Below are 20,728 nucleotides of genomic sequence, written 5' to 3'. Positions count from 1 at the left end.
TACATGCTCATGTAGTTTCAAATCTTCAAATTTTAATTCATCAAAAATATCTAATGAAAACTCTCCAAAATTATAATGTTCTTTATTAACCCCTCCACCTATTAAATTTTCCGCAACATCTGGTGTAAACTTAAAGTAATTTAAGTATATGAATTATTAATAAACAAATAATAATTATTATCCAATATGGATGCAAAAAGAGGTTTTAATGGGTGTTCAAAAAATGTGAAAGCACCCTTAAATTGTGTATACTTTAATTCTAATTTTTGCTCTAATTCATAGTTAAATAAGTCAAAAAAACCCCATTCTAAAATCTCTTGAAAATCTTGTTCTAAAAGCTCTTGTTTGAAACTCAAAATTTTAGACTCTACAATTAACATCTTTTGAAAATCAATATAGTTAGATTTCACAATACTGCAAATCAAAAATTCTTCTATAGAACTGAAATTGGCAATATCAGATTTCAAGATTATTAACTCATCATAAATTGCATCTTGGATTAGAGAATCTAATTCCTGCTGTGTATATAATTTTGACAAACAAGAATTTTCTATTAATTCTTGTTTGTCAATGAAAATAAAATATTTTTTAAGATTGAAGTTTTTAATTATTCTATTAGTTTCTATAAAGTCCAATTTCTCTACCTTACAATTTTGCATATAGTTCATAATCAATTTTAGGTTTTAATTAATAAGGAAAAACTGTGTCAAAATTTAAATTGCCGTTTGGTCCAGTTAATCTTACTTCGATCTTAGTAACCTCGTCAGTTGCTATCCCTTGAAACTTTCTAATATTTCCACCTACTTGATTAGTAGGATTTTTCATGATTAAAGCTACTTCTTCTAAAACTCTTGACTCGTCTCCTGAGCAAATCCTTTCGAGTGGAATTGTGTTCTTTAGAAAAGGGAAAAATATATATTCCCAGTTGTAATCAAATACCCGATCGCTCAGATCTACTCAACATATTTCTCAACACAACAGTTAGCGCAGAATTGCATTCTGTGCCCACTCCTATTGGCTTTCAAAACATATATATATAAAAGTATCACTTCTAGATCATTTTCTAGACCAGCATAATTTCTAGCAGAACTAAAATAATAATCCTCAGGTAAATCAACCTACAGTTATAATGGTAATGAAATAGCAATCTTCTGTTGTTGTGGCTTTGTATTTTGTCGACATGACTTATCTAAATATTTATTACAAAACTAAAAAAAACACAATTTATAATTGTGTTTTTTTTAGTTTATTTTCTCGTCTTTGTGTGCACAGAATACAATTCTGCGCTAACTGTCGCGCTTAGATTTTGTTTGCGCATATCCAAGCGATCGGAAAAAAAAATGCTTAGAATTTAGATGTGTAAATCCGAGCAATCGGGTTCGTGCGGGAGCGGGGGATAAGATACTTTTTTAGGACACAACAGTTTTATACTCTACATATTCATCCACTTTATCGTACGGTATTCCGGTGTGGGGAGACCTAATTATTAATGTATTCCAAGGCTTCCAAACATCTAAAAGTTCAGTATTTGTTATTTTATGATGCTCTAAAACACCTTCGATAAAATAATCCTTCAATGGCATTTCCAAGACTCTTTCAACTTCATCTTTGATAAGGACTATTTTATACTCCAATTCATTATTTTTATTAATGTAAAAAGTAAACACTCCACCATCCCAAGAACTCAAGTATTCTAAATCTCCATCATTATCATATTGTGTTGGTAACAAATTATTATCTTTCTCATACTCAAATATCATAGACATCATTCTGTCATTTGCCCATTGATAAAATACTTGTGCATAACTTAAAAGGTTTTGCTTTTGTAGACCAGAATCCCACCAGTAATGTTCTAAAAATTTTCCATCGGGATAAATCTCAATTTTTGCCTTGTTAAATTTTTCTGATGTATCTAATATTTCTTTTTGCTTTTTATGTATTATATCAGCTATGTCAAACAATTCAAACTCTCCCCATAAATATTTTTCACCGCATTTAATTACTGTAAGTTTTGGTTCATAACCACCTGCTTCAGTAAAATTTATTTCAATTAAAATTTTATCCCAAACTTTTTCTTTGAAAAATTTATTTATAATAACTAATACTTCTTCCATAATTAATTTGAAATTAAATAGTTTTTCTTAACAGCTCCATTTTCTGATAATCTTACACGCATACTTATAGGTCGTTTTGAGCTACCTGCAAAAACGAAAACCATTCCCCGCTGCGCAAAGTCTCCCGACTTTGAGCTACTAACTAACATACTTATCAAAAGATGACTTTTTTATACACAGTCAATATTCTTATTTAAACAATCATTCCCTTATTTGCTACACAATAATTTAAACATTCTATCACACAATCTCTATACACTTGTCGTGTAAATACATCTATCCAATCTACAACTGTAGCTGTAATGAAATGTGCTTTTTCTTGATTTCTTAAAATGTAACATTCTTTCATTTTATATATCGTTGCTCAAAGTCGGGAGACTTTGCGCAGCGGGTGAAAAAAAATGCTTAGAATTTAGATGTGTAAATCCGAGCAATCGGGTTACGGAATGCAAGTTTGCGCCATCGGGTTTTATTATAGTAAAATACAAATCTCTTGAAAATACATCACTCCAATTAACAATAACCAAACTTACAAAATAAGCATCTTTTTTTTATTGAATTTATATTTCCGACTCATTAGATTTTAGGCAAATACAAACAAAAACCACAAGCTCCTACTGATTGTGGTTCTTTACTTGGTTGCGCAATTTTATGAGTACTAGCTTGAAGCTCGCAATAGCCTAAGATTACTTAATGCTCGGACTATCGGGTGATGGATCTATAATTATCTCGTAATCTAATTCTGAAAATTCAAAGCCTGTAATATTATTTTCTTCAATGGCTTCTTTTAGATTTTCCGAAACTATATTGTCTATAAAAAAACTTTGCATAGGAAAATAATCTAGCTTCTCATTCAATACTATTTTTTTTTTTACAAAATCTATATCTTTTTCAAAATATAACTCTTCACTTTTTTCAATATAATCATCAATATTTTTAAATGAAACTAAGGTTTTTAAAGCAGGATTTAAAAACTCTGATTTTGAAAAACTAATATATTTTGCCAATTCTTTAAATAATAATTTTCCTGTAAATTGAAAAATAAAATAATCATATTTATCATTTTCAAAAATTAGGTTACTACTATAAAAATAATGTGGATTTGAGATATTAAATTTGTCAAATATTGTTTTAGCCTTTTTAGATATAAGTAAAGAACCCAACATACTACTCGATTCACCAATAAATGGATGAACATCAAATAATTTCCAATCCCAATATTTTTTTTTATCAAAGCTTTCTAAAAAAAAGTAATCAAAAATTGGTGCATCAATAATTATTTCTCCATCACCAATTTTTTTAAAATAATTTTCATTTAGATTATTAATAAAATTTGCGCTTGAAACTATCCTGTCTCCATAAAAACTTCTAATTGCAATTTTGTAATATTTCATTTTATAAATTAATTATTTCATTTACATCTTTACTTCCTAATAAAACATCATTTTCTAGCTTCATTTTAGTGTTATTTATTAATTTCTTTATTTCGTTAAACTTTCTTATTTCTGAATAAGAATCGTTACCTAGAATCTCATTTAATTTTACAGTCATAGCTTGATCATATTTAGGATGGTTTGTATGCCCGTTCAAATCAATAGCAGCTTTTTTCTTTTGCAAAGGCATTGCATTATCTAATCCATTAAACTCAAAACTTTTTCCATTGTTTTCAGCCCAGAAAAGTAAATCTTTTAGTTTTTGATTTTTTTCTAATACTTTAATAGGAATAACATGATGTACTTCAAAATTTAGATCATCGGCAACATTGTATTTTTTTGCATAAACCCACCACTCTTCAAAACTTTGGTTTTTAACATATTTGTCAAAGTATTTTCTTGCATAAATAACTGCTTCTTCTGTCTCTAAAACATCACGAACAGTATGTCTATAGTATTCTATTTTCTTGTATAGATCCTCAGGAGTATTTAGTATGAACTCTTTTGGTTTCCCCATCTCAACCCCTTCACCTGTACAAGTCGAACATTCTTTAACAGGCGGAGAAGATAGTTCTTTTGCTGTACCGTCTGAGGATACCTCATACCATTTGGTATTATCAGCGCGTTTTATACCATTTTCAAAGATCGTTATAGCACCATCAGTGGTATAAACTTTTTTACCAGTAGCTTGGGCAAGTGCTTGGGCACTGGCTAAATCATTACATGATAAAAGTACAATCTCTTTTTTATTTGGATCCAGTTTTTTAGCTAAAATTTCTGCTAATTCCTCTGGGCTTAATTCAATATTATCTCATAAAAAATTTCCCCGATCGCTCAGATCTACTCAACATATTTCTCAACGCAACAGTTAGCACAGAATTGCATTCTGTGCCCACTCCTATTGGCTTTCAAAACATATATATATAAAAGTATCACTTCTAGATCATTTTCTAAACCAGCATAATTTCTAGCAGAACTAAAATAATAATCCACAGTTAAATCAACCTACAGTTGTAATGGTAATGAAATAGCAATCTTCTGTTGTAGTGGCTTTGTATTTTGTTGACATGGCTTATATACTTTTTACTACAAAACTAAAAAAACACAATTTATAATTGTGTTTTTTTAGTTTATTTTCTCGTCTTTGTGGGCACAAAATACAATTCTGCGCTAACTGCCACGTTGAAAACTAGACGCTTAGATTTGGATTGTGTAAATCCGAGCGATCGGGTTACAAACCGCGCGATTGGATTTTATCTATTAATTTTATCAGCTATATAATATAACTTGTCTTGTATTTCCCCTTCAATATATCTCAAATAGTCATTCTCATCTAAACCTATGTTATATTTATCCCAAGGAGATACCAGATTTTCATTTTTTTTTAAATATGAATTAATTAATTCTAATATAGCATTTCTATTAAACTGTTCTCCTCCATAGTTTACAATCTTCTCAAATTCATCATAATTATTAATTGTATTATACATTAGTAAAAGCTGATGTTTAAAATTATTTTCTCCAAATAATTTTATGGAGTTTTCTAATCTAGAACTTGATAAATCTATTAAGTTAAAAATAGGTGTGTAAATATTATAAGGTTCTCCCCATTCAAACTTTTTCCCTTCTATCTTACAGTTTGGCGCTGTATCATTATCTATATATGTCATATCATTTTATGGCTTTTATTCCATCAACAAGATAAACTTTTACATTTGGAAACATGGTTGCAAAATCTTGAATTACTCCTTGACAAGAAATACAATATGGGAGCTCAGAAGAAATTATAATCTGTCCTTTAACATTAGGAAACTTTTGTCCTTTTTTACCTCCTAACTTGCGAGCAATTTCACTCAAACCTACATATTCTGTATCAAACTCTCTACTCCAAGCTCCGTCTGTTCCTATTCCACCATCTTTATCTACTTTATATGCATCAAAAATAGATTCTCCTTCATACTTAGATCCACTTATTTTAATATCATTTGAATCTAAATCCACATTATCAATCTTACCTTCAAAATAAGCTAAATTTCTTTTATCAAACTGTTGAATTTGCTCTAAAAGTTGTTGTCCCGAGAATTGCCTTTTTAATTCATATAATCTTCCTTCTCTAAATTGCTTAAAAGTTATTTTAGCTTTTGCATAACCCGATCGCTCAGATCTACTCAACATATTTCTCAACGCAACAGTTAGCGCAGAATTGCATTCTGTGCCCACTCCTATTGGCTTTCAAAACAAATATAAAAGTATCACTTCTAGATCATTTTCTAAACCAGCATAATTTCTAGCAGAACTAAAATAATAATCCTCAGGTAAATCGACAATCTTATCTTTTACAGGATTATGATGAATCTATTCCAATTTTTGTTTTATAAATTTGTTGCTAAAAATATGCTCTGCATGATATCCATTTTGCCAAACTTTATACGTCTGATCCCTTTTTAAATGCTCACACGATTTTTTAAAATAATCCAATATCCATTCGCGTCTGCTCTCGGGTTGGTCTATGATAGTTTGAATAATTTTCTTGGAAGTAAATTTTTTGAAATCACGAATAACATCACTTAGTATAAAACCTACTGTAGCTTTACAGAGTATATGTATGTGATTTGACATAATGCAATAGGCATAAATCTCTAAACCTTTGTTTGATTGGCAGTATTGTAATGCGCTTATGATATTTTGCTTTTGATTTAATCTTGTAAAAACATCTATCCAATCTACAGTTGTAATGGTAATGAAATGGCAATCTTCTGTTGCAGTGGCTTTATATTTTGTTGACATGGCTTATATACTATTTACTACAAAACTAAAAAAACACAATTTATAATTGTGTTTTTTTAGTTTATTTTCTCGTCATTGTGGGCACAGAATACAATTCTGCGCTAACTGCCGCGTTGAAAACTAGACGCTTAGATTTGGATTGTGTAAATCCGAGCGATAGGGTACAATTCTGCGCTAACTGCCACGTTGAAAACTAGACGCTTAGATTTGGATTGTGTAAATCCGAGCGATAGGGTGCGAAGGGTCTCATCCTAAAAAAGTTAGCTTTGAAAAATCGCAGAATTAATAAACTTAACTTTCAAATCACTTACAGTATTTTTCCAAGAATCTAAATGTGGATCAGGAAAATTCACTTTCTCTAAATAAGCAAAATACTGTTCTGAACAGATAATTGTTTGTTCAATAAAGTCCTTTTTGGGAACCATTATTTCTTGAATCATATAATTTGTATATGACCAAAAAATCCCTTCTTCTTTATCATTTTCATAAGTTTTACAACCAAAATGTCTTATTCGAACACCAATATCTCTACAATCAATAAAATCAAACTCTAAATAATCTTTATACAGCACTTCTAAGTTATGTTTATAAATACTTTCATCCAAAATACTGCTTGCTGCACTTACATAACAATTGAGCAATACAGCAGCAATGTATTCTTCATTAATAACAAATGTATGCTTAAAGAACTGAACCGTCACTCTACCTATTTCAGATCTTGAATTTTTATATTTTGGTTTAGATAATTTAGCTTTTAGTTCTGCATCGTAATCCACCTTTTCCATTAAGTCTTCAAAACCTATATAAGAGTTTTCTGCAAGCTCTACCTCAAAAAAAATCTTTGTCATTGTAGTTCATTTATTATTTTTAATATAGATGATTTTATTGTTATTCCGCCTGTTCCTGCTTTAGGATAAAATTGACCTATTATATTCGCATTATTAGGAAAAACTCCAGGAGCATTAAGTAATTTAACTCCTAGATTAGAGCCTATAAATACTTCCATTCCATTAGATAACTTTACAAGTTCAGCATTGCCATTCAAAGGATAGTTAGCTCCTTTAGTATTTTTCAATATAGTCAATGCTTCATCAATGTATGCAGAAACTTGTTGCTGTGTAGTTCCAATAGGAAACATATCAATATCATTTGAAATTCCATTTACGTTAAAATCGAAGCATTCTGCACTATGTTTATCCATAATGTGTTTCATATTAATATCATCAAAGATTCTGTTAGCTTGAGTAAAATAATTTGGCTTTACATTAGAAACAGGTATTTTTTTAAAAGCTAGTAAGTATATATCTACTAATTCTATAAATTGATTGTATCCTCCTGATAGCAAATTTTTGTCAAATAAATTATTTATTTTCTGAACGTCATTTTTAGCATAAGAAATCATTTTCTCAAGCCTAACAATGTCGTCATTAATCTGAGTTTTTTGAAGAAGTCCTCTTACATCAAATCCTGCATTCTCAATTCTTCTATATGCTCTTATAAAATCCATATCAGATAGTGACGTAAATTTACTCTTAAATCGTTGCAGATACTGAGTTTCTTTTGATGTAATAACAATACCATCTACAACATCTTTCCCAATAACATACCCTTTCCATTTTCTAATCAACTCTGCATTACCATTAGGAATGTCCTTTATTGTAATTTTTACTTTACCTTCTTCAGCTAGCTTATTCCACGTTTTAGGTCTGCCTGTCGCAGGGTCTTTGGGGATGTTCCATTTCATTTGTTTCCCTTGTCCTTTATATCCAAACCAAGGAATAACATCAGCAAGTTCACCATCAAAACCTAAATCTTCAAGTATTTCAATTTCATAATAAAAAGTATAATTGGATTCAGGTATATTTAAAGCTCTGGAAGAAAAATCAAAGGGCTGATCATTTATAATAGGACTCGTAAAATTGCCTCCCAATAGCGGTTCCCCTACTCCATCCCAGTTTCCTATAGGGTTAGCAAAACGATCATATTTTTTATACTTTTGGAGTGAAACACCACTTTCAATATTGTATCCGCCATTGTATGGAGGCCAATTTCCATTGATTTTATACTCCTTAAAAATCTCTTCTAACCGCTGCCATAAATGTAATTTATTCTCATTATTTGCCTTTTTATAATATTGATAGGCTAAAGATCTTAAATGTTTAGGAAGATTCGAAACATCAACTGTTTGTTCAAATTTTTGCTGACTATCTAAAAACGGGATAGGAACATTTCTTTCTTCACTTGTAAGCTTGTCAATCCATTTTTGATACCCGCCAGCATTTTTTACTTCTTGAAAATTTTCGGCTACTATTTTAACTTCAGAAAGGCTATTTCTTAAAGAAGGCTTTTCTTTATTTAACAAATACCAAGCATCAAATGCTTTAGGATCGCTTTTTACAAAATCTTTTAAAGTTCTATTGCGAGAAAAATCTTTTGCTAATTCAGAAAATGTACATTGTGTAAATCCTGATGTTACAAAAAACAAACTCCATAAGGCTATAACATAAAAATATATTTTTTTCATATCTATTTTATTTTTCTTCATAACTCCAAACTCCAGCTATTTTGCATACAAAACGATTCGGATTATGTTCGCCTAAACCAAAAATAATTAGGCTTTTTTGTGAACAAAATTCACATTCTTTAGTGATATAACGAGAGGAATATAACGTTCTATCCACAACTAATTCACCTGTAGAATTCTTAATTAACATTTTATGATTCAAAATCTCCTCTTCCGTTAGTATCTGATTTTTTACAAGTTCATCGGTATCAATTGAAATTTGAAAAAAATCAATACTTACTGTATTCAACGCATTACAATTGGAACAATAATAATTAAAAACAGCTGGTTTTTGATCGTGATTTTCAAACAATTTGATATTTGTTTCAAGTTTTTTAAGGATTCTTATTTTTGTTTTCATCTAAAAATCTATTTTGTACAAATTGGTAATTTTCTTTCAGTTAATAGTAACCAAGAGTCTACAACATCGTCTGCATCTGTTTTAATTAATTTAAGCATTTCGGGATTTCCTTTAACGTCTTTTACAAACAATTTAATTTCATCATCAGAAATTCCTTTTGCCTTCAATTTAGATAAAACTTCTTTAGAAAGCTCAAAAGCTCCACCATTAATCTTATCAATTGCCTTTTCAATTTTATTAGCCAAAACAACATTATCCATTTTAGAGAAAACAGATAAATCTTTTTCTAATAATCCTACAATAGCAGCACGAGTATCTTTTGAAAACAAATTAAGCTGCTCTTCACTCAAATTTTTCAATACAAAATCAGCATATTCTTCGGTAGCTTTTTCAACTTTCCCTGCATCAGTAAGATATTCACTTTTTATAATATCATTAATTGGAGATTTAATAAGATTTTTTGAATTAATAACTAAATCTGTAGCTGAAATACCTCCAGTAATCAAACTTGTTTTATTGAAAAACTCTGCCAAAGCAGGATTTTCCTCTCTAAACGCGGTTCCAGCCATACTACTTACTGAACTGATTTTATCTGCATAAAATAAAACCCTACCTAGTTTTGTAAATTGGGCAGCTGGAATAGCAAGGGATAAAACATCAAGACTTGTTTGAATAATATCCGTTTGTGTTTGCAAGCTACCTACATCGCTACTATACAACATCAAAATTGCAGGAACCGGTATTGCCAATGGATTCCCATTTGCATCGAAAGAAGTTTTAAAATCAGATAATAAATGCTGTTCAGAAATATTTTTGAACAAAGCAAAATCAAATGGCTTTAATTTTTCTTTTCCAAGCGGCATTTCTGCTACAAGTCCATCTTTTATAACCTGATTTACTTCAATCTCATATAAATCACCAGTTTTAACTACTTTTGAATCTAAACTTAAAAAAGCACTACTGGAATTAATATAATTATAACAATAACCAATAGATGGAGTCATTGTTAGTTTTTTTAAATCAGCCCATCCTCGTTTGAAAATATTTTGATAATCATAAGTATAATTTTTTATACCATTTTTAGAATCATTTAAAATTTTAGTTAGATCCTCAGGTGTTTTTGCTCCATATTTTTCGATAATTTTAGTCAATTCGTTTTTATACCTTTCAGAATTGATAAAATTTTTATATAATATTTTCATTAGTTCCTTTCTATTATCACCAGAAAAGAACATACTACTGTCATTAATTTTATCATAAAGTAAAACCCAAATAGGCACTTCGTAATTGTACAAACGAAAATAGACTTTCTCGTTTTCAACAAATTCTATGATTTCATTTGATTTAAATTTAACATACTTGAATAAGTTAATAGCGATTTTTTCTTTATCGTTAGTATTCAACGTCGTTCTAACTAATGATTTGAATAAATTTTTAGCCTTATTTACGTCTATTTTCTGATATTCAATTTCGGTAGCATATTTGAGGCATTCTAATTGACTATCTGTTAAAGCCTTATCTGAATCTATATTATTCAAAACATTTTCTAAACATTTATTTAAAGTATTTTTTCTTTTTTGAATAAATGCTTTTAGATTTATTAAATATTTTTCAAAGTATTTTCTCTTATCATTTTCTAATAATTGTTTTAACTCTGAGTATTTCACATATTCTGCTGAACTATAATTAGTAGTTTCATAGCTTCTCCAACTTTGAGAAAAATCTGGTGATATTAAAAAATTTTCAAACCAGCTTTCCCACACACTATCCTTTCTAAATTCATCAAAAAATTGAGGGTAAACATTAGCTATTTCAGCTACTTTATCTATATATATCTGTTGAATTTTTCCAATATTACCATTTAATAATTTTAAAGTTAATTCACTTCTACAATAAAGACACTCACTGTAAATTTTGTCACTTAGTAAAACTTTCTTATCAGATAAACCAACAGTGTATGGTGAAACTTTATTCAAATATTCTAAAAGAACAACTGAATCAGGGCTTTTGCTTATTTTTTGAAGTTGATTAGACCTTGTTAAAGGAAGTTTATACAACCACCATTTATTACTTTCACCAGTCATTAAAAACAAAAATCCATCAATAGTATCGAAATTAGTTTTATCTTCATAAACATCTTTTTCATTGGAAACATTCACATAACCGATGTTTGCTTTATAATTGTACTCAATATTTGTATTGCCTTTTTTTAGCTTTATCTTTCTTAAACTACCATATGGCAAATCTGGATTATAGCTCAAATTATCTTGTGAACCAGAAACACCCCCACTAACTAGATTATACTCAACAATTTCATTTTTATTAAAACTCACCAATTGAGCATCAGGTGTAACAAATGTTACGGATTTACCATCTTTATTTAAGAAAGTATCGCTTAATTTATCATTAACTGCATTCTCCCCCTTCTCACTTCCATCCAACACATACACCCCAAATTTAGGGTGGCTAATGCGTTGCCAATGTGGATAAGCTAGTTTTGTGCCCAAAGCATAATCCATTAACCAAGGGGTATTACTGTTTTTATCACCTGTCGAAAATTGTTCCCATGGGTGCTGCAACTCGAATACGCCGTGTCCTAATTCGTGCCCAATTATTGTTGCTAGGTCATTGCCTGCTTTTACCTCTTCTCCACTTTGATTGGTAAACACAAAACCAAATTGTGAATGGCGTGGCATGAAACCTGAAATGGCTCTACTTGGGGTAATCCCCTTGGTAACAAACACATAGTATTGGTCTTTTTGGATGTCTTTACCCGCTTTCTATTGCTCTACAAATTGCGATTGGTCTTCGGATAATTTTTCTAATAGGGCATCTTTACCACATTCTAAGGTGTTTTTTGCTACTTCATGGTTGGGCGCAATTGTCACTTTAAATTGTACTCCAGCATCTGCATAAATGGCATTAAGTTGCGTAGCGATCCCATCAGGTATGGTCGCATTATTTACGGGTACTAAGGTTATATTTACATCCGTTTGTGTTTTGATTGGAATAATTTTTGCCGCGCCTAATACTTGGTGCTTGGCTCCGTCTTTTCCTGGTATTAGTGCCAATAGTTCCTCAGGGGTTGAGCTATGATATACGGGTACTTCTAGTCGTTGATAGGCCTTGCCATTTTTCATAACCAGCCCCCCTATTTTTTTAGCCACGCTGCCTTTGATATTAAATAGGATACTCTCAGGCTTTATTGTTGTACCATTAACGGCTATTACTGCATCTATAAAATCAAAACTACGACTTCCTTTTCCATCATTTTGGATTCCTTTATGATATAAAGTATAAGGTGTCGCTCCGTCAGCAATGGTTTTGTATAGTTTTTGAATGTCAGGATGTGCTTTTGCAGGCATTACATCGTCAGCATACTTACTTTCTGCCGATCGCTCAAAAGTAACACGAGCGGCTATAGGAGCTAGCTTTGTTACCATGCCTGCGCTGGTAATTCCTTGTGTATTAGAAGCATCAGGAATAAATCCTGCGGCTTGTCCTTCATTTAAAACCACGGGCTTATCGCTTCCTGGGGGCACTGCATATACGTTTCCTTTGGGGTCGCGGATGATTATGAGTTCTTTGGGGTCTAGATCAAAACTTTGGGTTTGTCCATTAGTACCGGTGACTACTACTTCATTACTGTTTACTGTAATATGTGACAGATCGGGAATATCAAAATTGGTTTGAAATTGATGTTCTTCGGTATCGGGGGAAAGAAGATCAAAACCGTCTTCTATTTGATCGTATAGGCTACTGAGATCTGTTATATTTTTCCAACTTGGATCATATAGGGCTTTGATTTCGCCTTTTACTAGCCTAAAGTCTGTATTAAGGGTAATGTCTTTAAATTCTACGCCTATTTTTACAAAGGATAAATAAGGGACGTTCACGTAGCCTTTGCCGCTATAGCTTCTTTTGCCTCTTACTTCGGTGAGTTTGATGGAAAAATCGCCTGCAAGAATGATTTGATCATTGGGTAATTCTCCTTCAAAAAGGGTTGTATTACTTAAATCTATATTGGGTTTTATGCCACATTTGATGGCTATTTCTTCTTTACGGGGTTGGGTAAATTCTTCTACGGGGGTATAATTTATAAGTCCTCCTATGCACTCTCCTCCTACTCGATATTCGTAGGTTGCTCCTGCTTCTAGATCGTATAGTTTGGCTTCGTTATTGTAGTAGGCTGTTGGGTACCAACTATTGGTTCCTTTTTTACGGTATTCTATTTTATAATCTACAAAGTCGGGATTGGTTTGCCACGTAATTTTGGATTGGGTGGCATTAAGGGAAATAGCTACTACGAATTTTGGAGGGGGGCAATTACCTGGGTAGATAAAATCAAAAATTTCGCTATAACCATTGTTATTAAATATGGCTTTATCGCCAAATCCAGGTTGACTTAGTGCTTTTACGCGCCAAGCGTATTTACGTCCTGCAATTAGTTGGGACTCTACGGGACCGTAATGTAAAACGGTCGTGGAGGTGGTGGTTTTGTATAAGGGTATGCTGGTTAGAAAGGCATGGTTAGAGGGTACTTGCTGGTCTAGGAGTTCTACTAGTTCAAATTCGTATTCTATATTTACGGCATTGAGGTGTCGCGGGGTCCAGGTAAAAATAAGGTTTTGGGGGTCTTGAAAACCAACCAGTTCATGATTACTAGGGCTATTCAGTAACGGGGGTTCATTGTATACAAAATAATAGAAGGTACAGGATTTTTGTGAAATTCGCTGGTTGGTTATAAAATCATATACTTCTATACAGTATTTGTAATTGCCTTGTGGTAAGGTACCGCTGTATTGGTTTTGATTAATTCCGGATAGGTTTTCTAATTGAAAATAAGGGGCTAGATCTAGATTGGATAGTTGTAGGGTTTCGCCTCCGTTTAGGTACATAATGGGCGCACCTTGTACCATTGGAAGGGATTGGGCTTGAATACCATTTCCTTCTATGTATAGCTGTAATCGTACTTGACGATGAACAACATTTAGATCCGCTGTGTAGATATTGACTAGATATTTTTGATCAACTGTTGTAGCATAGCTCGACAAACTGGATAAATAAGGAGGAAATACGCTGCTGTTTACTTGTACTGGGTAAAGTTGTGACCATCCTACGCTATTTAACAGTAGTAACAGAAGGTAGAAAAAATATTTTAATCTATTCATATTCAATTTTTTATTGAATTTTGTTTGTTTATTTTTTATCAGTTATATGGAGTGAAAAATGACTCCTGTCTTTATGACTTATTTTTAAATTTTTCTTTGTAGTTTTTTACATAAGTGTCTATTCCTTTAACTACTAATGCTTCAACGATTCCTAGCGGTTCTTTTGCCTTTTTGAATTGTTGGTAATATTGGTTTTTTAAACTTATTACTGTTTTGTTGTAGGAATTGTTTAAATCTAGATTTTCTTTGGGTCCTAAAATCTTCTAGATTAGACACTACGAATTGCACAACAATAAGTTTCTTTATCTTTTTTGTAAAAAACTATGAATCCTAGCTTATATCTATTTTTTATAAACTCTATTTTGTTCCTTATCTTGAACATCAAAAACAAGCATCCTTTTTGATTTATAAATATTATACTTTTCTAATTTGAATTCATCGAAATGTGATCTTTATATTAAAAAAGTTTTTATTTTCACTTAAATCATATTATTATGATTATTTCTTTGGGGATCTATGCTCTAAAAAGAAGTAAGTATAATTATCATAAAATAAAATTCAAATTTTAAATAGCATACGCATAAACATTTCTAGCTAGAATCGTATATCTTTGGACTTCATCACAATGTTCAAATAAAAAATCCTGACTAGTCAATCAGGATTTTAAAATATCAAAGTTTTTATTTATTTATTTTAAAAGCATTTTCTTTTGGAAAATAGGCTACATCTCCTAATTCTTCTTCGATACGTAATAACTGGTTATATTTTGACATACGATCTGAACGTGAAGCTGAACCTGTTTTGATTTGACCACAGTTTAAAGCTACTGCCAAATCTGCAATAGTATTATCTTCTGTTTCTCCAGAGCGATGAGACATTACAGAGGTATATCCTGCGTTATGTGCCATATTTACGGCTGCAATTGTTTCTGTTAACGTACCAATTTGGTTTACTTTAATCAATATTGAATTTGCTATACCTTCCGAAATACCACGAGATAAGCGCTCAACATTAGTAACAAATAAATCATCACCTACTAATTGTACTTTATTACCAAGTTTTTCTGTTAATAATTTCCAACCAGACCAATCATCTTCATACATTCCATCCTCAATTGAAATGATTGGATATTTAGCACATAAATCTGCCAAATATTCTACTTGTTCTGCAGAAGTTCTTATTTTCCCTTTTTCGCCTTCAAACTTTGTATAATCATAATTTCCGTTTACATAAAACTCAGAAGCGGCACAATCTAAAGCAATCATAATATCATCACCAAAAGTATAACCTGCTTTTTCTACTGCTAATTTGATTGAATCTAAAGCATCTTCAGTACCACCCGCTAAATTAGGAGCAAAACCACCTTCATCTCCTACTGCCGTAGAAAGGTTTCTATCGTGTAAAACTTTCTTTAAATTATGAAAAATTTCAGTTCCCATTTGCATAGCATGCGTAAAAGAAGTTGCTTTTACGGGCATAATCATAAACTCTTGAAAAGCAATAGGCGCATCTGAATGCGAACCGCCATTGATGATATTCATCATAGGTACAGGTAGCGTATTTCCAGACACTCCTCCTACGTAACGATATAAAGGCAAGCCTAACTCGTTAGCCGCCGCTTTAGCTACTGCTAATGATACTCCTAAAATAGCATTAGCTCCTAATTTAGATTTATTAGCTGTTCCATCTAAATCGATCATAATTTTATCGATAAGGTTTTGTTCGAAAACAGAAGTACCTACTAAAGCTTCTGCAATAGTTGTATTTACATTTTCAACGGCTTTCATAACACCTTTCCCCATGAATGCAGTACCGCCATCACGTAATTCAACGGCTTCATGCTCGCCTGTAGAGGCCCCAGAAGGAACTGCCGCACGACCTAAAATACCGTTTTCTGTTACTACATCTACTTCAACCGTAGGGTTTCCTCTCGAGTCTAAAATTTGTCTTGCATGGATTTTTATTATAATACTCATTTTGTTTAAGTTTTTAGATCTTAGAAATCAAAAATAGATTTTCTAAAACAGTTATTATTTAATTTTATATTTTTTTATATTTTCAACAAATTGATCAAACAAATACGATGAATCGTGAGGTCCAGGACTGGCTTCCGGGTGATATTGAACTGAAAAACAATTTTTATTTATCATTCTCATACCCGCAACCGTACCATCATTTAAATGTTCGTGTGTAATTTCTAAATCTGTATGTTTTTCCAATTCATCTCTGTTTACAGCGAAACCATGATTTTGTGAAGTAATTTCTCCTTTACCAGTAATTAAATTTTTTACGGGGTGGTTAATTCCACGGTGACCATTAAACATTTTATAAGTAGATACACCATTAGCTAATGCAATTACTTGGTGACCTAAACAAATACCGAATAAGGGTTTATTTTCATTTAATATTTGACGAGCTACTTCCTGTGCACTATAAAGAGGATCTGGATCACCAGGACCATTAGACAAGAAAAAACCATCAGGATCAAAACCTTTTAAATCTTCAAAAGAAGCATTATAAGGAAAAACTTTAATATAACAATCTCGTTTAGCAAGATTACGTAAGATATTCTTTTTGATCCCTAAATCTAAAGCTGAAATTTTATACGTTGCATTTTCATCACCAAAGAAATAAGGCTCAGTAGTAGAAACTTTAGAAGCTAATTCTAGACCTTTCATATCTGGAATAGCTGCTAATTCTTTTTTTAACTCTTCTATTGATGTATCATCAGTACAGATTACCGCGTTTTGCGCACCATGATCTCGAATATAACTCACTAAAGCACGAGTGTCAACATCTGATATACAAATCAAATTTTCTTTTTTAAAATAATCAAAAAGATTACTTTCAGAATTTGGGCGTGAATGAGAACTTGAAAAATTTTTACAAACTAACCCTGAAATCATAATTTTTTCAGATTCTACTTCCGCTGCATTTACCCCATAGTTACCAATGTGTGCATTAGTAGTAACCATGATTTGACCAAAATAAGAAGGGTCGGTAAAAATTTCTTGATAACCCGTAGTACCTGTGTTAAAACAAACTTCTCCAAAAGTTTTGCCTGATATTCCTACAGATTTACCGTGAAAAATTGTTCCGTCTGCCAGAAGTAAAGTCGCAGACTGTTTTGTTGTGTGTTGCATTGTTAAAAAAAGTTTGACAAATTTATTCAAAAAAAAAAGGATAAACCAATAAGTTTATCCTTTTTTATATTTATGAATTGAGCATCATATTATTCTGCAGATTCAGAAGATTCTTCAGTTGCAGGAGTTTCAGCAGCACCTTCAGCTTTTTTAGCTTTAGCTCCACCACGACGGCTTTTAGCTTTTTTAACTTCTTTTTTACCACCGTTATAGATTTCGTTGAAGTCTACGAACTCAATCATTGCCATATCAGCGTTATCTCCTAAACGGTTACCTAACTTGATGATACGAGTATATCCTCCTGGACGGTCACCTACTTTAGCAGCTACATCTCTGAATAATTCAGTAACCGCATATTTATTTCTTAAGTAAGCGAAAACTGTACGACGATTATGAGTAGTATCTTCTTTTGATTTTGTTACTAAAGGCTCAACAAATTGTTTAAGTGCTTTAGCTTTAGCTACAGTTGTATTAATACGCTTATGCTCGATTAACGAACATGCCATATTAGCTAACATAGCTTTTCTATGTCCAGTCTGTCTGCTTAAATGGTTTACTTTTTTTCCGTGTCTCATGACGTTGCTTTTTAAACTTCATCTTGCATCAATCCACCTTGGAGAGCAAAATATGAAGGCTATTATTCTTTATCTAACTTATATTTTGACAAATCCATTCCGAACGTTAAGTTCTTATTGGCAACTAACTCATCAAGTTCAGTTAATGATTTTTTACCAAAATTGCGGAATTTCATTAAGTCATGTTTGTTGAACGATACTAAGTCTCCTAATGTATCAACTTCAGCAGCCTTTAAGCAGTTTAATGCTCTTACAGATAAGTCCATATCAACTAACTTAGTTTTCAATAACTGTCTCATGTGTAACGATTCTTCGTCATATGATTCTGTTTGAGCAATTTCATCAGCCTCAAGAGTGATTCTCTCATCAGAGAATAACATAAAATGGTGAATTAATACCTTAGCCGCTTCAGTTAGAGCATCTTTAGGATGGATAGAACCATCTGTTTTGATTTCAAAAACTAATTTTTCATAATCCGTTTTTTGCTCAACACGGAAGTTTTCGATAGCGTACTTCACATTCTTTACAGGTGTAAAGATAGAATCAGTAAATATAGTACCGATTGCAGCATTTTGTTTTTTGTTTTCCTCTGCTGGAACATAACCACGACCTTTCTCGATCGTCATTTCCATGTTCAAATTTACATTGCTGTCTAAATTACAAATTACTAATTCAGGATTTAACACTTGGAAACCTGAAATAAATTTTTGAAAATCACCAGCAGTAATTTGATCTTTACCTGATAAAGAAATAGAAACTGATTCGTTATCGATATCTTCAATTTGACGTTTAAAACGTACTTGTTTTAAGTTAAGGATAATTTCAGTTACGTCTTCTACAACACCAGGTATAGTAGAGAACTCATGATCCACTCCTTCAATACGAATAGAAGTGATAGCATAACCCTCAAGAGCAGAAAGTAAAACTCTTCTTAAAGCGTTACCAACAGTCAATCCGTAACCTGGTTCAAGAGGTCTGAATTCGAATTTGCCTTCGAAATCAGTAGAATCGATCATGATAACTTTATCGGGCTTCTGAAAATTAAATATTGCCATAAATTTCGACTGATGTCAATTATTATTATTTGTTGTACAATTCGACAATTAGTTGTTCTTTAATGTTCTCAGGGATTTGTAATCTTTGAGGAACAGAAACAAAAGTACCTTCTTTTGTATCATTATTCCACACGATCCACTCATATACTTGAGAAGCAGCAGCTAAAGAACGTTCGATTGATTCTAAAGATTTAGATTTTTCACGAACAGCAACTTTGTCACCTGGTTTTAAATGGTAAGAAGGAACGTTAACCACTTCACCATTTACTGTAATATGTCTATGAGTTACAATTTGTCTAGCAGCTCTTCTTGAAGGTGCCACACCCATTCTGTAAACTACGTTATCTAAACGAGCTTCACATAATTGTAAAAGGATTTCACCTGTTACACCAGAAGCAGCAGAAGCTTTTTCGAATAAATTTCTGAATTGTTTTTCTAAAATACCATAAGTATATTTAGCTTTTTGCTTTTCCATTAACTGAACAGCATATTCAGATTTTTTACCTCTTTTTTTAGCTAAACCATGTTGCCCTGGAGGGTAGTTTCTTTTTTCGAAGGCTCTGTCATCTCCGAAGATTGCTTCGCCAAATTTACGAGCAATTTTAGTTTTTGGACCAGTATATCTTGCCATTTCTAATACATTTTTAAGGTTGAGATTATGAATTCAGGTCTTATTTATCCTCCGATAATCTATATTCAACCTAGTTATACTTAATTAAATCAAACTATAAAGATGTTAAAAATTCAAACATCCTTAAACTCTACGTCTTTTTGGAGGACGACATCCGTTGTGTGGTAATGGAGTAACGTCAATAATTTCTGTCACTTCGATACCTGAGTTATGGATTGAGCGGATTGCTGATTCTCTTCCGTTTCCAGGTCCTTTTACAAACACTTTCACTTTTTTAAGACCAGCTTCTAAAGCAACTTTTGAGCAATCTTCTGCTGCCATTTGAGCTGCATACGGAGTATTCTTTTTAGAACCTCTGAAACCCATTTTACCAGCAGATGACCAAGCTACAACTTCACCTTTCTTGTTTGTTAAAGAAATGATGATGTTGTTAAAAGTTGAACTTACGTGCGCCTCACCAGTAGACTCAACAACAACTTTACGTTTTTTTGTATTTGCTTTCGCCATATTACTAATTATTATTTAGTTGCTTTCTTCTTGTTAGCAACAGTTTTTCTTTTACCTTTTCTTGTTCTAGAATTGTTCTTAGTTCTTTGACCTCTTAAAGGAAGACCAGATCTGTGACGGATTCCTCTGTAACATCCGATATCCATTAAACGTTTGATGTTTAATGATGTTTCAGAACGTAATTCTCCTTCAATTTTGTAATAAGAAACCGCTTCACGGATTGCACCGATTTCATCGTCATTCCATTCAGACACTTTTTTATCTTGGCTTACCTGAGCTTTCTCTAAGATTTTGATAGCTCTACTTTTTCCAATTCCGAAGATATATGTCAAAGCGATGACACCTCTTTTGTTTTTAGGTATATCTACCCCTGCTATTCTTGCCATAA

Annotated in this window: 19 protein-coding genes and 1 pseudogene; all 20 read right to left on the bottom strand. The window is 31.9% G+C overall.

The genetic code is table 11. From position 1 onward, the window contains the following. Positions 1–140 precede the first annotated feature (140 nt). Entirely contained in the window at positions 141–659 is a 519-nt protein-coding gene (locus ACUXZJ_RS07560; RefSeq protein ID WP_145915593.1) for a hypothetical protein, read from the bottom strand. Between the two features lie 750 nt (positions 660–1,409). Beyond that, positions 1,410–2,114, bottom strand: a complete 705-nt coding sequence (locus ACUXZJ_RS07555) for a hypothetical protein (protein ID WP_063743747.1) — start codon at positions 2,112–2,114, stop codon at positions 1,410–1,412. Positions 2,115–2,307: 193 nt separating this feature from the next. After that, the gene (locus tag ACUXZJ_RS07550) at positions 2,308–2,463 is read right to left on the bottom strand and encodes a hypothetical protein (RefSeq protein ID WP_235588310.1); all 156 of its coding nucleotides are present in this window, start codon (positions 2,461–2,463) and stop codon (positions 2,308–2,310) included. A 337-nt stretch (positions 2,464–2,800) separates the two neighbouring features. After that, positions 2,801–3,508, bottom strand: coding sequence for a hypothetical protein (locus tag ACUXZJ_RS07545; RefSeq protein ID WP_060383139.1), 708 nt, complete (start codon positions 3,506–3,508; stop codon positions 2,801–2,803). A gap of 1 nt (position 3,509) precedes the next feature. Further along, entirely contained in the window at positions 3,510–4,064 is a 555-nt protein-coding gene (locus tag ACUXZJ_RS07540) for an AHH domain-containing protein (protein ID WP_060383140.1), read from the bottom strand. 736 nt (positions 4,065–4,800) lie between these two features. After that, on the bottom strand, positions 4,801–5,217 hold the full coding sequence (locus ACUXZJ_RS07535) for a hypothetical protein (protein ID WP_060383141.1): 417 nt from the start codon (positions 5,215–5,217) through the stop codon (positions 4,801–4,803). Position 5,218: 1 nt separating this feature from the next. Beyond that, the gene (locus tag ACUXZJ_RS07530; RefSeq protein ID WP_060383142.1) at positions 5,219–5,722 is read right to left on the bottom strand and encodes a deaminase domain-containing protein; all 504 of its coding nucleotides are present in this window, start codon (positions 5,720–5,722) and stop codon (positions 5,219–5,221) included. Between the two features lie 57 nt (positions 5,723–5,779). Further along, positions 5,780–6,334, bottom strand: a pseudogene (locus ACUXZJ_RS07525) (REP-associated tyrosine transposase). A 260-nt stretch (positions 6,335–6,594) separates the two neighbouring features. Beyond that, positions 6,595–7,182 carry a hypothetical protein gene (locus ACUXZJ_RS07520; RefSeq protein WP_060383143.1) on the bottom strand — a complete coding sequence of 196 codons (588 nt, stop codon included), beginning with the start codon at positions 7,180–7,182 and terminating at the stop codon, positions 6,595–6,597. After that, positions 7,179–8,858, bottom strand: a complete 1,680-nt coding sequence (locus ACUXZJ_RS07515; protein ID WP_145915592.1) for a hypothetical protein — start codon at positions 8,856–8,858, stop codon at positions 7,179–7,181. The genes ACUXZJ_RS07520 and ACUXZJ_RS07515 overlap by 4 nt, the downstream gene beginning before the upstream one ends. 7 nt (positions 8,859–8,865) lie before the next feature. Beyond that, complete coding sequence (locus ACUXZJ_RS07510; protein ID WP_063743744.1) at positions 8,866–9,258, bottom strand: hypothetical protein; 393 nt, start codon at positions 9,256–9,258, stop codon at positions 8,866–8,868. An 8-nt stretch (positions 9,259–9,266) separates the two neighbouring features. Beyond that, positions 9,267–12,002 (bottom strand): hypothetical protein, encoded by a 2,736-nt coding sequence (locus ACUXZJ_RS07505; protein WP_446196248.1) that lies wholly within the window; start codon positions 12,000–12,002, stop codon positions 9,267–9,269. 36 nt (positions 12,003–12,038) lie between these two features. Continuing rightward, positions 12,039–14,429 carry a fibronectin type III domain-containing protein gene (locus ACUXZJ_RS07500; protein ID WP_446196246.1) on the bottom strand — a complete coding sequence of 797 codons (2,391 nt, stop codon included), beginning with the start codon at positions 14,427–14,429 and terminating at the stop codon, positions 12,039–12,041. Positions 14,430–15,109: 680 nt separating this feature from the next. Further along, entirely contained in the window at positions 15,110–16,405 is a 1,296-nt protein-coding gene (gene eno, locus ACUXZJ_RS07495; protein ID WP_060383147.1) for a phosphopyruvate hydratase, read from the bottom strand. A 54-nt stretch (positions 16,406–16,459) separates the two neighbouring features. Continuing rightward, positions 16,460–17,572 carry a glutamine-hydrolyzing carbamoyl-phosphate synthase small subunit gene (gene carA, locus ACUXZJ_RS07490; protein ID WP_060383148.1) on the bottom strand — a complete coding sequence of 371 codons (1,113 nt, stop codon included), beginning with the start codon at positions 17,570–17,572 and terminating at the stop codon, positions 16,460–16,462. A gap of 89 nt (positions 17,573–17,661) precedes the next feature. Further along, a complete protein-coding gene (gene rplQ / locus ACUXZJ_RS07485) occupies positions 17,662–18,147 on the bottom strand; it encodes a 50S ribosomal protein L17 (protein ID WP_060383149.1) in 486 nt (161 codons plus the stop codon). A 62-nt stretch (positions 18,148–18,209) separates the two neighbouring features. Next, positions 18,210–19,202, bottom strand: a complete 993-nt coding sequence (locus ACUXZJ_RS07480; RefSeq protein WP_014166260.1) for a DNA-directed RNA polymerase subunit alpha — start codon at positions 19,200–19,202, stop codon at positions 18,210–18,212. A 25-nt stretch (positions 19,203–19,227) separates the two neighbouring features. Beyond that, positions 19,228–19,833: a 30S ribosomal protein S4 gene (rpsD, locus tag ACUXZJ_RS07475; protein WP_060383150.1), complete on the bottom strand. Its 606-nt coding sequence runs from the start codon at positions 19,831–19,833 to the stop codon at positions 19,228–19,230. A gap of 123 nt (positions 19,834–19,956) precedes the next feature. Further along, positions 19,957–20,340, bottom strand: coding sequence for a 30S ribosomal protein S11 (rpsK, locus tag ACUXZJ_RS07470; RefSeq protein ID WP_060383151.1), 384 nt, complete (start codon positions 20,338–20,340; stop codon positions 19,957–19,959). An 11-nt stretch (positions 20,341–20,351) separates the two neighbouring features. Further along, positions 20,352–20,726, bottom strand: a complete 375-nt coding sequence (gene rpsM / locus ACUXZJ_RS07465) for a 30S ribosomal protein S13 (protein ID WP_060383152.1) — start codon at positions 20,724–20,726, stop codon at positions 20,352–20,354. Positions 20,727–20,728 lie beyond the last annotated feature (2 nt).

Source organism: Flavobacterium sp. TN-1 (assembly GCF_052828645.1).
Note: the sequence above shows the minus strand (reverse complement) of the source record. Positions and strands in the feature narration are given on the sequence as shown.

Bases quoted from the DNA above. Each gene is read 5' to 3' on its own strand.
- eno (WP_060383147.1), bottom strand. From the start codon at position 16,405: ATGAGTATTATAATAAAAATCCATGCAAGACAAATTTTAGACTCGAGA.
- rpsK (WP_060383151.1), bottom strand. From the start codon at position 20,340: ATGGCGAAAGCAAATACAAAAAAACGTAAAGTTGTTGTTGAGTCTACT.
- ACUXZJ_RS07535 (WP_060383141.1), bottom strand. From the start codon at position 5,217: ATGACATATATAGATAATGATACAGCGCCAAACTGTAAGATAGAAGGG.
- ACUXZJ_RS07545 (WP_060383139.1), bottom strand. From the start codon at position 3,508: ATGAAATATTACAAAATTGCAATTAGAAGTTTTTATGGAGACAGGATA.
- ACUXZJ_RS07555 (WP_063743747.1), bottom strand. From the start codon at position 2,114: ATGGAAGAAGTATTAGTTATTATAAATAAATTTTTCAAAGAAAAAGTT.
- rplQ (WP_060383149.1), bottom strand. From the start codon at position 18,147: ATGAGACACGGAAAAAAAGTAAACCATTTAAGCAGACAGACTGGACAT.
- carA (WP_060383148.1), bottom strand. From the start codon at position 17,572: ATGCAACACACAACAAAACAGTCTGCGACTTTACTTCTGGCAGACGGA.
- ACUXZJ_RS07515 (WP_145915592.1), bottom strand. From the start codon at position 8,858: ATGAAAAAAATATATTTTTATGTTATAGCCTTATGGAGTTTGTTTTTT.
- ACUXZJ_RS07530 (WP_060383142.1), bottom strand. From the start codon at position 5,722: ATGTTGAGTAGATCTGAGCGATCGGGTTATGCAAAAGCTAAAATAACT.
- rpsM (WP_060383152.1), bottom strand. From the start codon at position 20,726: ATGGCAAGAATAGCAGGGGTAGATATACCTAAAAACAAAAGAGGTGTC.
- ACUXZJ_RS07500 (WP_446196246.1), bottom strand. From the start codon at position 14,429: ATGAATAGATTAAAATATTTTTTCTACCTTCTGTTACTACTGTTAAAT.
- ACUXZJ_RS07550 (WP_235588310.1), bottom strand. From the start codon at position 2,463: ATGAAAGAATGTTACATTTTAAGAAATCAAGAAAAAGCACATTTCATT.
- ACUXZJ_RS07560 (WP_145915593.1), bottom strand. From the start codon at position 659: ATGCAAAATTGTAAGGTAGAGAAATTGGACTTTATAGAAACTAATAGA.
- ACUXZJ_RS07480 (WP_014166260.1), bottom strand. From the start codon at position 19,202: ATGGCAATATTTAATTTTCAGAAGCCCGATAAAGTTATCATGATCGAT.
- ACUXZJ_RS07540 (WP_060383140.1), bottom strand. From the start codon at position 4,064: ATGGGGAAACCAAAAGAGTTCATACTAAATACTCCTGAGGATCTATAC.
- rpsD (WP_060383150.1), bottom strand. From the start codon at position 19,833: ATGGCAAGATATACTGGTCCAAAAACTAAAATTGCTCGTAAATTTGGC.
- ACUXZJ_RS07520 (WP_060383143.1), bottom strand. From the start codon at position 7,182: ATGACAAAGATTTTTTTTGAGGTAGAGCTTGCAGAAAACTCTTATATA.
- ACUXZJ_RS07510 (WP_063743744.1), bottom strand. From the start codon at position 9,258: ATGAAAACAAAAATAAGAATCCTTAAAAAACTTGAAACAAATATCAAA.